Origin of the sequence: Asanoa ferruginea (assembly GCF_003387075.1) — a bacterium.
GTDB classification, from domain to species: domain Bacteria; phylum Actinomycetota; class Actinomycetes; order Mycobacteriales; family Micromonosporaceae; genus Asanoa; species Asanoa ferruginea.
Genome location: NZ_QUMQ01000001.1, coordinates 2,203,881 through 2,216,692 on the forward strand (window position 1 = coordinate 2,203,881; position 12,812 = coordinate 2,216,692).

Genomic DNA, 12,812 nt, shown 5'->3' on the forward strand with positions numbered 1-12,812 from the left:
CCCGGCCCTGTCCCGACAGCACTGGAGTCATTTCTGATGATCGAGAAGATCAAGCGGTTCGCTGACCGGCGCAATCGCGACCGCGGCGCGAGCGCTACCGAATACGCCCTGATCATGGGGTTCATCGTGGCCGGCCTCATCGCCATCCTGTTCGTGTTCGGCCCGGCCATCGCCCGGCAGTTCAACTCCGCCTGCGACCGCATCACCCCCGCGGACTCGTGCGTCACGCCGTAGTTGCCCCAGGTGAAGCGCCGGCCGGCCACTGTGGCCGGCCGGCCTCTGCCTCCTCCCGCGGCCGGCGGGACCGGGGTGCGGCGGCCGTCGAGGCGGCCTTCGTCTTCCCCATCCTGCTGATGATCCTTTTCGGGATCATCGACTTTGGACGGATGTTGAACGCCCAGATGAACGTCACCGAAGCGGCGCAGCAGGGCGCCCGGATCGCGTCGTTCGGCGACCCGCCGGATCAGCGGATCCGGGAGATCGCCGGTGCGGAGGCCACCATCACGACCATCGAGACCTGCCCGGTCGCGGCGAGCGGTGGGACGGCCGCGGTGGTCGGCGTCAGCTTCCCGTTCGAGTTCGTGACGCCGATCGGCGCGCTCGCTGACCTGCTCGGCGCCGAAGGGCCGTCGGGCACCGTCACGTTGACCGGCAGCGGGGTCATGCCGTGCTCCTGAGCCGCCGGCGCGGCACCCGTCGCGGCGACCGGGGTGCCGTCGCGGCCGTCGCGGCCGTGTTCGTCGGCTCCGGTGTCGCGCTCGGGATCTGCGCGCTGGTCGTCGACGTCGGGCTCATCTACGCCGAGCACAAGCAGTTGCAGACGGGCGCCGACGCGGCCGCGGTCGAGGTCGCCCGGGTCTGCGCGACCAGCGAGGTGGCGTGTGGCGCACCGGAGAGCGGCGATGCCGCGACGGCGTACGCCCGGGTGAATGTCCCTGATGGTGAGGCGACGGCGGTGGTGTGCGGTCGCGGCGGCGGGTTGTCGGAATGCCCCGCCGAGTCCGACGCCACCTGCACCGGGACCGCTCCCGAGACCGGCGTCTACGCCGAGGTACGCACCAGCATTCTGACCGCCGACGGTTCGACGCTGCTGCCGCCGGTGTTCGCGCAGGCGGTCGTCGACGACTACGACGGTGCGGCCGTCACGGCGTGCGCCCGGGTCACCTGGGGCTCGCCGACGGCCGCGCGGACCCTCGCGCTGACCATCTCCACCTGCGACTGGAAGCGGATGACCCGCGGCGGCGGCACGTTTCCGTCCACCGAACAGGCGGTCGCGCTCTACACCGACACCGACCCGGCCGCCTGCGGCCGAGGCGGCACCGGGCGCGGAGACCCGGGCGGGTTCCGGTGGGTGACCGGCGCCGACAACACCTGCCGGACGGCAGCAGCGACCAGCACACCGGTCCGCGCGACGCTGCCCGACCAGCGGCCGGACGGTTGCCTGGAGGCGCTCCAGTCGCTGATCGGGAAACCCGGCCAGGCGGTGGCCGTGCCGATCTTCGAGAAGGTGACCGACGCCGGTGACGGCGGTTTCGCGTACGCCATCCAGGGTGTCGGCGCGTTCGTCGTGACCGGCTGGCAGCTACCCGACTCGGTCGTCAACTCGCCGACCCTGAGCTCGTGCGGGCCCGGCGTGAGCACCTGCGTATTCGGCTTCTTCACCCGGGCGGTGGTGCCCGGCGGGGGCACGGTCGGCGGGCCTGACCTCGGCGCACAGATCACCGCACTCATCGGTTGACCCGGAACAACGAACTGGTAGGGAACGACACACATGAACCGACGGATCATCGCGGTGTTCGCCGCCGTCGTCGTGGCTGCGGCCGGGGCGGTCGCCGTCCTGCTGTACGTGCGGTCGGCGGACTCCCGTGCCGTGGCCGGCAAACAGGCGCGCACCGTGCTGGTCGCGGAGAAACAGATCCCGGCCGGCACCACCGGTCGGGCGCTGCGCGATGGCGGCTACCTGCGGCAGACCCGGATGCCGGCCGAGACGCTGCCCGAGGACACCCTGGGTGCGGTGGAAGCCGACCTGGACGCGCTGGTCACCACCGCCCCCGTCCAGCGTGGACAGTTGGTGTTGCGGACCATGTTCGGCACCGCGGTCAACCGTTCGGGCATCGCGATCCCCGACGGCAAGCTCGCCATCGCCGCGAAGGTCAAGTCGGCCGTGTTCGGTCCCGGCAGCGTGCGGGCGGGCACCCGGGTCGCCATCTTCTACACCTACACGCCGTTGAAGCCCGACCAGCGCGACGACGTGTCCGGCACCGGCCTCGAACGCGGCCACGACATCAACAGCATCACCCGGGTGCTGATGACCGACGTCGAGGTCATCTCCGTCGGCGCCGCGACCGAGGGCGACGGCCTGCCGAAGCCGGCCACCACCAGCTCGCCGAGTGACGTCGCGATGACCTTCGCTCTCGACCAGCGGCAGGCGGAGATCCTGGCCCACGCCACCGCGCTGGGCGGGCTGCTCAACGTCGGTCTGCTCGGTGACTCCTCAGACGTCAGCCCCGACCGCGGGGTCGACAACGGCACGCTCTTCGGGAAGTCGCGATGACCATCCTCTTCGAACCCAACCGGCAGTGGTCGGCGCACCTGGCCGCGATGCTCGGCGGCGGTGTCCAGGCGGTCGCCCGGATCGAAGACCTGCAACGCTTGCTGGCCGACCTACCCGGCGAGCCGCTGGTCGTCTTCGGGCCCAGCACCCCCACCTCGGTCGCGCTCGACGTCGCCGCGCAGCAACGGCTGGTGCGGCCCGCCCTCGGTGTCGTGCTGCTCCGCGAACGCCTGGACATGGAGACGATGTCGCAGGCGCTGCGGGCCGGCGTGCGCGAGGCCGTCGACGCCCATGACACCGAAGGCGTCCGCGCGGCCTGCGGCCGATCGCTGGAAGTGTCGCGGCACCTGAACGGTGCGGTCGCTCCGGCCGTCGCGGCGCCGGCGGAGGCCAAGATCGTCACCGTGTTCTCCGCCAAGGGCGGCTGCGGCAAGTCCACGTTGGCCACCAACCTGGCGGTCTGCCTGGCCGACGGTGGACGGCGGCGGGTCTGCCTGGTCGACCTCGACCTCGCGTTCGGCGACGTCGGGATCATGCTCCAGCTCTCCCCCGACCGCGGGATCGCCGACGTGGTCGCGTCCCGGGACCGGATCGACGCCGGGTTGATCCGGGCGCTGCTGACCCCGTACGCGCCGGGTGTTGATGTGTTGCTCGCTCCTGTCGGACCGACCGAGGCGGAGCGGATCGACCGGGAGTTGGTCGTGGCGGTGCTGGCCGCGGTGCGCACCATGGCCGACTTCGTGGTCATCGACACCCCGGCGCACTTCACCGAGGGCGTGCTGGCCGCGCTCGACGTCACCGACGTGCACGTCCTGGTCGCCACACCCGACGTGCCGGCGCTGAAGAACCTGCGGATCGCGATGGACATGCTCGACCTGCTCGGGCTCGGCAAGGACAACCGGCTGGTGGTGCTCAACCGCAGCGACGCCCGGGTCGGCCTGTCCGGCGCCGACATCGAACGCGTGCTGCAGAGCCGCACCACCGGACACATCCCGTCGAGCCGCGACGTGCCGATCTCGATCAACCGGGGCACCCCGATCGTGCTCGACAAGCCCAGCCACCCGGTCAGCAAGGCGATCCGCGACCTGGCATCGGGTCAGATCGCCCAGCAGGGCCGCCGGGAGCGGACCCGCAGCGGCCGGGCCGGTGGGCGATGAGCCTGACCGACCGGCTCTCCCAGCGCGGGCACGCCGGTGGCGACAGCGGTGCCTGGCCGACAACGCGACCCGGCCGTGGCCCGGGCGTCGGATCGGCGGCCGCCCTGCGGGTGCGGGTGCACCGCGAGCTGCTGTCGATCCTGGGTCCGCAGCTCTACGACCAGCGCACCGGCCACGAAGCGCTCGAGCAGAAGGTCCGCGAGACCATCAACGACGTGCTGGCGCGCGACGAGTCGCCGCTGGCGGTCGCCGACCCGGCCCGGATCGCGGCCGAGCTGATCGACGAGATCCTCGGACACGGGCCGGTCGAGCCGTTGCTCCGCGACCCGGACATCACCGAGATCATGGTGAACGGACCGGACCGGATCTTCGTGGAGCGGTTCGGCCAGATCCACCAGGTCGACGCCTCGTTCGTCGACGAGGACCACCTTCGCCGGGTCATCGACCGGATCGTCTGGCGGGTGGGCCGGCGGGTCGACGAGGCCAGCCCGATGGTCGACGCCCGCCTCCCCGACGGCAGCCGCGTCAACGTCGTGTTGCCGCCGATCGCGCTCGACGGCTCGATGCTGACGATCCGCAAGTTCGCCCGCGAGGCGTTCACGGTCGACGACCTGATCGGCTTCGGCACGCTCACGCAGGAGGTCGCTCAACTTCTTTACGCATGTGTACGCGGCCGCCTGGACATCGTGATCAGCGGCGGGACGGGTTCCGGGAAGACGACGACGCTCAACGTGCTGTCCGGTTTCATCCCGCCCACCGAGCGGATCGTCACCATCGAGGACGCGGCCGAACTCCAGCTCCGCCAGGACCACGTGCTGCGGCTGGAGGCGCGCCCGCCCAACATCGAGGGCCGCGGCGAGGTGACCATCCGCGACCTGGTCCGCAACTCGCTGCGGATGCGACCCGACCGGATCGTGATCGGTGAGGTCCGCGACGGCGCCGCCCTCGACCTGCTCCAGGCGATGAACACCGGCCACAATGGATCGCTGACGACCGTGCACGCCAACGCGCCCCGGGACTCGATCGCCCGGCTCGAGACGATGTCGATGATGGCGGGTCTCGACCTGCCGGTGCGGGCCATCCGCGAGCAGGTGGCCTCCGCCGTCGACGTGATCATCCATCAGGACCGCATGCGCGACGGCACCCGGCGGGTCACCCACATCTCCGAGGTGATCGGGATGGAGGGCGAGGTCGTGACGGTGCAGGACCTGTTCGTCTTCGACCACCGTGCCGGTCTCGACGACCAGGGCCGCCACCGCGGCACGTTGCGATGGACCGGGTTGCGGCCACGGTTCCTGGACACGCTCGCCGACGCCGGGGTCCCGGTGCCGGCCACCCTGTTCGAGAGCTCGCCGTGGTGATCCTTCGAGGGCTGCTGGTCGCAGTCGGCGCAGCGGCGATTGTTTTGACAGGCTCACCGGCGTACGCGGAGAGCGATCTGCCCGTGTCGGTCGCCGATGTGCGTCCTGGTCAGGTCCGGCTCGTGGCGGCGTTGCCCGGCACTGAAGGTGGGCGGATCCCGCCGGTCACTGTTTCCCGAGATGGTTACGCGCTGCCCGCCGCGGTCGCTCCTGGCGCCGTCAAAGGGGCGCCGCAGCGCACGCTGACTGTCGTGGTCGGCCCTGGCGTCGACGGCGCGGCGGTGGCCGCCCTCGCCGGCAGCGTTCCGGCCGATGTCGCGCTCGGGCTGGTCGTCGCGACCGATCCGCCGGTGGCGGCGGTGCGGCCGACCCGTGATCGTGGCGCGTTCAAGGCCGGGCTCGATGCCCTGGGCGCCGGCAGCGGCGTCGATGTGGTGACCGGCCTGCGAACCGGTGCGGCGCTCGCTCCCGATGGCGGTGAACGGCGGCTGCTGCTGGTCGCTCGCGGGTCGAGTGGTTCGGTCGCCGGCTCCGCCGGGGTGGATCAGCGCGTCGACGTGGTCAGTGTCGGTCCGGCCGGTGGGCTCGGCGCACTCGCCTCCGGTGGCGAGGCGCGGGTCGCGACGACCGGAACGCTGGCTGCGGTGCTGCGCACGGCGGCGACGATGCCGGCGCTGTTCACCATCACAGTGTCGGTGCCACCGGAGCTTTCCGGCGCGGCCGCTTCTCTGCGGGTCACCGCCGGGACGGGTGCCGCGCGCAGCAGCGGCGATGTTGATGTGCGGTTCGCGGACGCCCCGGCCTCGCCGGGTGACTCCGGCGGCGGCTCGCGGTCGCTGGTCGACGCCGTGCAGCCGGGCACCCTCGGCGTCCTGTTCTTCGGCGTGCTGCTGCTCGCCCTGCTGCTGGTTATCTTCGGCGGCAGTGGCACGACCCGGCAGCGCCGGCTCGAGCAGGTCGAACGGTTCCGGCTCGCCGGGCGCGGCAACGTCAAGGGCACGACGAACGCCGGCCTCGCTGGCACCGTCTCGAGCCTGCCCGGCAAGGTGGCCGCGGGCGACGGAGAGCGGGTCGCGAAACGGCTCGACGACGCCGACATCACCATGCGTCCCGGGCAGTGGCGGAGCATCCAGGCCGGTGCGGTCGCGATGGGCGTCATCGTGCTCGGGATGCAGTTCGGGCTGCTCGGTGGGCTGCTCGGTGGGCTGCTCGGTGGGCTGTTGCCGGCTAGCTATCCGCGGCTGCGGAGCCGCCGGCGCCGGCAGGCGTTCGCGGACCAACTTCCCGACGCGCTCCAGCTCATCGTCGGGTCGCTGCGCTCGGGCTTCTCCCTGTCACAGGCGCTGGACGCGGTCGTCCGTGACGCGCCGCCCGGCCCGCTGGCCGTCGAGTTGGGCCGCGCGATGGGTGAGGTGCGACTGGGCGCCGACCTGTCCGACGCGCTGGAACGGGCGGCCGTGCGGGCCGACAACCAGGATCTGGCCTGGGCGGTGATCGCGATCCGGATCCAGCACGAGACCGGCGGCAACCTCGCCGAGACCCTGGACACCACCGTGGACACGATCCGCGAGCGCAACCGGCTGCGCCGGCACGTGCGGGCGCTGTCGGCCGAGGGCCGACTGTCCTCGTACCTCCTGCTGGGTCTGCCCATCGCGATCGCCGCCTGGATGTTCCTGGTCAGCCGCGAATATCTCAGCGTGCTGTGGACCACGGGGACGGGTCTGATCATGCTGGCCGGCGCGGCCCTGCTCATGGTGTTCGGCGCGTTCTGGATGGCGCGCTGGCTGAAGGTCGAGGTCTAGATGCTGCTGATCATCGGATTGGTCGCGGTTGTCGGCGGCCTCGGCGTCGCGGCCGTTGTGCTGACCGCGGGCGGCCCACACGACGCCGTCACCCGCACGATCAAGACCGTCGACCAGGGGTACCGCGTCGCGGGCGCGAACCCCGCACGGTCCGAACCGGCGACGCTGGTCCCTGGTTCCTACGCGCTGGGTCGCGCGTTGAGCCCCGGTGGCGCGTCCGCATGGCTGTCCCGGCGGCTGGACCAGGCCGGCAACCCGTCCTGGCTGAGCGTGCCCAAGGTGACCGCCTACCAGGGCCTGCTCGCGGTCGTCGGGTGCGGCGCCGGCCTCGGGTTGGCGATCATGTTCGCGCGGCCGCTGATGTGGCTGGTGTGGGCCCTGGTCGGCGCTGCCGTGGGGTTCGCCGCGCCGGCCCTGCTGGTGCTGCACCTCGCGCAGGAACGCCAGGAACTCGTCCGCCGCACTCTGCCCGATGTGTTGGACACGCTGGTGGTGACCGTCGAGGCCGGTCTTGGTTTCGAGGCGGCGATGGCGCAGGTGGTCCGCAACGGGCGCGGCCCGATGGTCGGCGAGTTCGCCCGGGTCCTGCACGAGATGCAGATCGGGCGGGCCCGGGTCGACGCGCTGCGCGAGATGGCGGCCCGCACCACGATCACCGAGTTGCGGGCATTCGCGTCGGCAGTCGCGCAGGCCACGACGCTGGGCATCCCGATCGGCAAGGTGCTGCGCCAGCAGGCGGCCGAGATGCGCCTACGCCGCAGTCAACGCGCCGAGGAGCAGGCCCAGAAGGTACCCGTGAAGATCCTGTTCCCAATGATCTTCTGCATCTTCCCGGCCCTGTTCGTGGTCGTGATCGGCCCGGCCGCGATCAAGATCATGCAGGCGTTCGGTGGCTGACGTGCTTGTTCGCTCAGCCCGCTTGCGGGAGGTCACCGCCGCCAGCGGTCTTGGCCCGGACGCGGGCGACGTAGGTGCGCACGGTCGACTCGCCGACGCCAAGCTCGGCGGCGACCTCGACGGGGCTGTGCCCGGCCCGGAGCAGGTCGTAGACCTGTCGCTCGCGGCGGCTCAGCCCGACCGGCCGCGGATGGCGCAGGGCGGCGTTCAGGGTGTGCGCGGAGTAGCTGCCACCGCCGGACAGGCAGGCGCGGATGGCCGCCGCGACCTCGACGACTCCGGCGTCGCGACCCACGTAGGCGGCGACGCCGGCGGCGAGGGCGCGTTCGAGCAGCCGGTGCGCCGTGGCGCCGATGACGAGGACGGGCAGGTCAGGCCGGGTGGCCCGGAGCCGTTCGGCGAGGGTGATCCCGTTGCCGTCGGGAAGTTGCAGGTCGACGGTCACCACGTCGGGCGCCAGGGTCTGGAAAACCCGTTGGGCCTCCACCGCCGAAGCCGTGCGCCCGGTCAACTCGGCGTTACTCACACTGGCCACAGCACGACTGACAGTCAGCTGAGTGGTCGCGTTGGCGTGAATGGCGAAAATAGTCGCCATAGCACCTCTCCGATCCGCTCGGTTCCTTCCTCAGCCCCGTGTGAAGTCCTGTCGACGGTACTTGGCATGCCTATGGATCCGCCTAGCGCCGGCTTAGCCGACGGTTAGGTCTTGCTTAAATCAACCGGCGGCGATCCATTCGGGACAACGGCGGAAGGAGGCTTGCAACCGTGGACGGGGAGACGCTCAGCGCGCGCTACCGGCTGACCCGCCGGCTGGGCGCGGGCGGCATGGGCGTCGTCTGGCAGGCCTACGACCAGGTCCTCGACCGCGACGTCGCCATCAAGGTGCTGGCCGCCCAGTTCGCGAAGGACGCCGAGTTCCGCCGCCGCATCCTGGCCGAGGCGCGCGCCGCCGGCCGGCTCAACCATCCGCACATCGCGAGCGTCTACGACTACGGCGAGGCGGCCGGTGCGCGGCCGTTCGTGGTGATGGAGCTGTTGCACGGCCGTTCGCTGGAGCAGCGCCTGCGGCGCGGGCCGGTGACCGTGGAGACGGCGCTGCGCATCTGTGCCGAGGTGGCGTCGGCGCTGGCCGCGGCGCATGCGTCGGGGGTTGTGCATCGCGACGTGAAGCCCGGGAACGTGATGCTTCCGGCGGCCGGTGCGAAGGTGGTCGACTTCGGACTTGCGGCGGTGGCCGGCGAGCGGGACATGATCGAGGGCGATCAGATCCTGGGTACGCCCGCCTATCTGGCACCGGAGCGGCTCGACGGTCGGCCCGTCGTCGCAGCCACCGACGTGTACGCACTCGCGCTGCTGCTCTATCGGCTGCTCGCGGGCCGAATGCCGTGGACCGCCGAAACCAGCACGCAAATGGTCGAAGCGCACATCTACCAGGAGCCGACGCCCCTCCCGAAGCTGCCTGGCGTGCCGCCGGTCATCCGGGATCTGCTGCACCGCTGTCTCAACAAGGAGCCGGACGACCGGCCAGTCAGCCGTGAGGTGACCGTGACGCTTGCCCGCGCCGCCGGCATCCGAGTCCCGCTCGACGGACTGGAGGAGGACACCGACTCCGCTTCCGCCGACGACGACGATTTCGAGGATCCGAAGCCGTCGGGCTCGCGGACAACGGCTGACCGCCAGCCACCGCGCGGCGTCGGCGCGCCGCGCACCGGGCACGAACCGTTCGCGGTGCGGGTTGGCGCCGACCTCGATGTGTCCCTCGACCACGTCGACCTGCGCCGCCAGGCCAGCGAGATGCTACGCGACACGGTCGGCTTCGACCTGGCGATCTGGGCGGTGCTCGACCCGCTGACGATGATGTGGGCATCGTGCGTGGTCGACGGTGGGCCGCACGACCATTCGTTGGAGCGGGAGCTGTTCGCCAACGAATACGGGCAGGACGATGTGCTCAAGCTCGTCGACCTGGTCGGTGAGCAGCGTCTTGGCACGCTCGCGGGTTTGACTCATGGCGACCCGTCGTTGAGTGCGCGGTTCCGGACGGTGTTGCGGCCGCGTGGTTTCACCGACGAGTTGCGGCAGACGTTCCATGACTCCGAAGGCACCTGGGGTGCGCTGCTCGCCTATCGGGTCGGTGGCCGGTTCAGCGCTGACGAGGTGGCGCAGTTGGCGCCGGCTGGGCGGTTGTTCGGTGCTGCCCTGCACAACGCGCTGGCCCGCGGCCGCGGGGCGGTCACTGTGGCGCCGGATCCCGCGCCGGCTGGTGCTTCCTCGCGCTCGTCACGCTTCTGGCTTCCCCGGCAGCGGCGGGCACGCCCCGACCTTGTCGCCGCGTCCCCGGCTTTGGTGCCGGCAGCCGTGGATTCGCCGTCGGGTCGGTTGTTCATGTCACCTGACGGGCGGCTGCTCGACGTGACGGCCTCCGCGCGCAGTGTCCTGGACGCTGTGGAGCTCGACCGGGTCGGCACCGCGGTCGCTAAGGGCCGGCGGACCGGGCTGATCGACGCTTCCGGGAGCCCTTGGTTGGCGTTCCATGCAACTGAGCTGGAGAACGCGATCGCGGTGACGGTCGGGCGGATCCGCCCGCACGAGATCGGCGAGTTCGTGGTGCGGGCTCGCGGCCTGCAACCGTGGCACGGCAAGGTCCTCGGTGCGGTCGCCCGCGGCCTCAACACCCGGCAGATCGCGAAAGAGCTGAACCTTTCCGTGTACGCGGTCGAAGACGGAATGACGGCCCTGTTCACGGCGTTCCGAGCCAGTGGCCGGGTGGCGCTGCTGACCAGCCTGTTCTTCGACCACTACGTGCCGTTCCACATCGCCGACGTCATCGAGACGCGGTAGCGCGCACCTCGATCGCCCAGACGGCGGCTGTGTTGGCCACCTGTCGCACCGTCAAAGGGGCGGCTTCCAAGGCCCGTTCGATGTCTGCGTTGCCGTTCGTGGTTCCCGCGAGAATGAGTGTTGGGGCGAGCCGGAGGCTCTCGCGGATCAGGTGGCCCAGGTCAGTGATGGTCAGGATGCGCCAGGTTTGCCAGTGCACGACGTCGTCGAATGCGCCGTCAGGCCATGGCGTGGCCAGGCCGAGCAGTTGCTTGTTGGTTTCCGAGCGCGGCTGATGCACGTCGAGGGTGGCGGCTGGCTTGTCACGTAACCGATCGGCGCCGGGTCCTGCCCACAGCCTCTTGGCACTTCTTGGCAGAAACGCCTCCAACGTCGGGGTCAGGTGGCCGTTGTCCAGCCTTTCGAGGTGCGCGGCGTAGGCCGGCATGTCGAGGACCAGGTCGCGAAGGCGGAAGCCGAGCCGCTCGACTTCCCAGTGTTCGTGCTTGGTCTGTAGGTAGGCCAGTCCTGCCTTCGCCTCGCGCCAGTTGGCCGTGAGATCTGAGTAGTGCGGGACGTGGTAGCAGATCGCCTCCGGTGCCCAGACGAACCGGCCTGGCTCACGCTGCCAGTGCCGGAACAGGCGGTAGCCCAGCTCGGTGTCCTCCCAGCCCCACCGGACGAACGCCTCGTCGAAGCCGCCTACCTCAGTGAAGACCGCTCGGGGCAGGGAGAAGTTGTGCGCGTGCAGGAAGACCCATGGCGAGCGGTCGACGGCCCATTGTTTGGCCACTTCCAGGGCGTAGCGGCCGTCGTCCTGATGTGGCGGCACCTCCGTGGGCAGGGTCGTTGGGTCGCCGAACCGGGCCGCCATTTGCCAGTCGGCCTTGATGCGTCGGCCGAGGACCACTCGCGGACCCTCTCCATGCCGGTCTTTGTGCGCTCCCAACAGGTTCGGGTGGGCGACCGAGTCGGCGTCGAGGAACACCAAGTGGTCGCCTGTCGCTTCGGCCGCACCGGTGTTGCGGGCGGCGGCCCTCCCCTTGTTGCTCTCGTGGCGCTCGCAGCGGACGTTCAGCCTTCCCGCGAACTCCTTGACGACATCTCCGACCGGCTCTGGTGAGCCGTCGTCGACGACGATGACCTCGAAGTCTTTGGCTGTCTGGGCGGACAGCGATGCCAGCGTGTGTCGCAGGGCCTGGCGCTGCCGATACACCGGCACCACGACGGAGAGCGTCATGTCGCCGGGAACGGTTTCTTCGTGCCGTGCACCACCGGCCAGATGTTGCACGGCCGCAGCGGTACTCCGCGCTTTAGGAGCCAGAGGCTGGTGGCGAGCTGCCATTGCGCCAGCCGCCACAGGCCCGAATAGAGCCGCTGGTAGAGCCGGCATTGCAGCCGCTGCGCCGGGGTCAGCCGTGCGTAGGCCGTGCTGTCGAACCGCCGCCCGAAGAACTTGCCGCGCACTCCACGCAGCTCGGGGAAGAGCAGATTGAGTCGCTCTACCTCGTACGCCTTGCGGCGTTGCGCTCTGTAGAGGTCGCGCAGGCTGCGCATTGGCTGCGCGTAGACGATGGCGTCGTTCCCCGGGCGGATGGCGTCTTGACCGAAGGCGGCGATCAGTGCCCGGGAGAGGTAGGAGTCGTCGGTCAGCGGGCCGCGGTCGAGTTGGAGGTGGGCGGCGACGTTCGCCGGCACGGGTTCGCGGCTGGGTGAGTCGTAGGGCACGTCGTATTTCCGGATGGCGAAGGCTTGCCCCACGACGTAGTGGCCGCGCAGGATCACGTCGCGGTGGTAGTCGCCGAAGTTGAGCAATGCCTGCCAGAACCCGGGTTTCGCCGGGCCGGCCAGGACACGCTGGGCCCAGGTCGCCTGCACGGTCGGATCCCGCATGACCTCCGACAGTTTCCGCAGGCACTGCCGGTCGAGCAGGCAGTCGGCGTCGACGAAGATCAGGTAGTCGGGCGCTTTGGCGGCTCGCGCGACCGCTCGCTGGGCTTCCACTATTCCCGGCTCGGATTCGATGACCCGGTAGCGGCTGGGGTCGCGGTTTGCGAAGGCTTCGGCGAGCTCGCGGGTGCGGTCGGTGGAGTCGTTGACCGCGACGATGAGCTCGGTCGCGCCCTCGCCCGGGATTTCGGCGAGCGCGTTTTCGATCGACTCCAGCGAGTGCGAGATCGTCGCCTCCTCGTTGCGGGCGGCGACGCCAACGGTCAGCATGGCG

Annotated in this window: 12 protein-coding genes; 9 read left to right on the plus strand and 3 right to left on the minus strand. The window is 70.7% G+C overall.

Annotated elements, in window-relative coordinates:
- Positions 1 to 36: 36 nt before the first annotated feature.
- From DFJ67_RS42620 to DFJ67_RS10635, 8 genes are all read left to right on the plus strand, one after another.
- Positions 37 to 234: a Flp family type IVb pilin gene (locus DFJ67_RS42620; protein ID WP_170215789.1), complete on the plus strand. Its 198-nt coding sequence runs from the start codon at positions 37 to 39 to the stop codon at positions 232 to 234.
- Positions 219 to 677 carry a TadE/TadG family type IV pilus assembly protein gene (locus DFJ67_RS10605; protein WP_170215790.1) on the plus strand — a complete coding sequence of 153 codons (459 nt, stop codon included), beginning with the start codon at positions 219 to 221 and terminating at the stop codon, positions 675 to 677. The genes DFJ67_RS42620 and DFJ67_RS10605 overlap by 16 nt, the downstream gene beginning before the upstream one ends.
- The gene (locus tag DFJ67_RS10610) at positions 668 to 1,738 is read left to right on the plus strand and encodes a pilus assembly protein TadG-related protein (protein ID WP_116067727.1); all 1,071 of its coding nucleotides are present in this window, start codon (positions 668 to 670) and stop codon (positions 1,736 to 1,738) included. The genes DFJ67_RS10605 and DFJ67_RS10610 overlap by 10 nt, the downstream gene beginning before the upstream one ends.
- A 33-nt stretch (positions 1,739 to 1,771) precedes the next feature.
- Positions 1,772 to 2,554 (plus strand): RcpC/CpaB family pilus assembly protein, encoded by a 783-nt coding sequence (locus DFJ67_RS10615; protein WP_116067728.1) that lies wholly within the window; start codon positions 1,772 to 1,774, stop codon positions 2,552 to 2,554.
- Positions 2,551 to 3,711: a CpaE/TadZ family protein gene (locus DFJ67_RS10620; protein WP_116067729.1), complete on the plus strand. Its 1,161-nt coding sequence runs from the start codon at positions 2,551 to 2,553 to the stop codon at positions 3,709 to 3,711. The genes DFJ67_RS10615 and DFJ67_RS10620 overlap by 4 nt, the downstream gene beginning before the upstream one ends.
- Positions 3,708 to 5,072, plus strand: coding sequence for a TadA family conjugal transfer-associated ATPase (locus tag DFJ67_RS10625; RefSeq protein WP_116067730.1), 1,365 nt, complete (start codon positions 3,708 to 3,710; stop codon positions 5,070 to 5,072). Before DFJ67_RS10620 ends, DFJ67_RS10625 begins: the two co-directional genes overlap by 4 nt.
- Before the next feature lie 83 nt (positions 5,073 to 5,155).
- Complete coding sequence (locus DFJ67_RS10630; RefSeq protein ID WP_147315481.1) at positions 5,156 to 6,874, plus strand: type II secretion system F family protein; 1,719 nt, start codon at positions 5,156 to 5,158, stop codon at positions 6,872 to 6,874.
- The gene (locus DFJ67_RS10635; RefSeq protein WP_116067732.1) at positions 6,875 to 7,771 is read left to right on the plus strand and encodes a type II secretion system F family protein; all 897 of its coding nucleotides are present in this window, start codon (positions 6,875 to 6,877) and stop codon (positions 7,769 to 7,771) included.
- Between the two features lie 13 nt (positions 7,772 to 7,784).
- Here the strand turns inward: DFJ67_RS10635 and DFJ67_RS10640 are convergent, their stop codons facing one another.
- Positions 7,785 to 8,297 carry a response regulator gene (locus DFJ67_RS10640; protein ID WP_170215791.1) on the minus strand — a complete coding sequence of 171 codons (513 nt, stop codon included), beginning with the start codon at positions 8,295 to 8,297 and terminating at the stop codon, positions 7,785 to 7,787.
- Positions 8,298 to 8,536: 239 nt separating this feature from the next.
- On the opposite strand from DFJ67_RS10640, the gene DFJ67_RS10645 reads away from it, so the two are divergent.
- Positions 8,537 to 10,609, plus strand: a complete 2,073-nt coding sequence (locus tag DFJ67_RS10645; protein ID WP_239097261.1) for a serine/threonine-protein kinase — start codon at positions 8,537 to 8,539, stop codon at positions 10,607 to 10,609.
- Here DFJ67_RS10645 and DFJ67_RS10650 read toward each other — a convergent pair.
- Both DFJ67_RS10650 and DFJ67_RS10655 read right to left on the minus strand, forming a co-directional pair.
- Positions 10,593 to 11,879 carry a glycosyltransferase family 2 protein gene (locus DFJ67_RS10650; protein ID WP_170215793.1) on the minus strand — a complete coding sequence of 429 codons (1,287 nt, stop codon included), beginning with the start codon at positions 11,877 to 11,879 and terminating at the stop codon, positions 10,593 to 10,595. The two genes, DFJ67_RS10645 and DFJ67_RS10650, sit on opposite strands and share 17 nt — an antisense overlap.
- Entirely contained in the window at positions 11,825 to 12,808 is a 984-nt protein-coding gene (locus DFJ67_RS10655; protein ID WP_116067735.1) for a glycosyltransferase family 2 protein, read from the minus strand. The genes DFJ67_RS10650 and DFJ67_RS10655 overlap by 55 nt, the downstream gene beginning before the upstream one ends.
- Positions 12,809 to 12,812 lie beyond the last annotated feature (4 nt).

Excerpts from the sequence above, each read along its gene's own strand:
- DFJ67_RS42620 (WP_170215789.1), top strand. The coding sequence starts at position 37 with ATGATCGAGAAGATCAAGCGGTTCGCTGACCGGCGCAATCGCGACCGC.
- DFJ67_RS10615 (WP_116067728.1), top strand. The coding sequence starts at position 1,772 with ATGAACCGACGGATCATCGCGGTGTTCGCCGCCGTCGTCGTGGCTGCG.
- DFJ67_RS10620 (WP_116067729.1), top strand. The coding sequence starts at position 2,551 with ATGACCATCCTCTTCGAACCCAACCGGCAGTGGTCGGCGCACCTGGCC.
- DFJ67_RS10625 (WP_116067730.1), top strand. The coding sequence starts at position 3,708 with ATGAGCCTGACCGACCGGCTCTCCCAGCGCGGGCACGCCGGTGGCGAC.
- DFJ67_RS10635 (WP_116067732.1), top strand. The coding sequence starts at position 6,875 with ATGCTGCTGATCATCGGATTGGTCGCGGTTGTCGGCGGCCTCGGCGTC.
- DFJ67_RS10655 (WP_116067735.1), bottom strand. The coding sequence starts at position 12,808 with ATGCTGACCGTTGGCGTCGCCGCCCGCAACGAGGAGGCGACGATCTCG.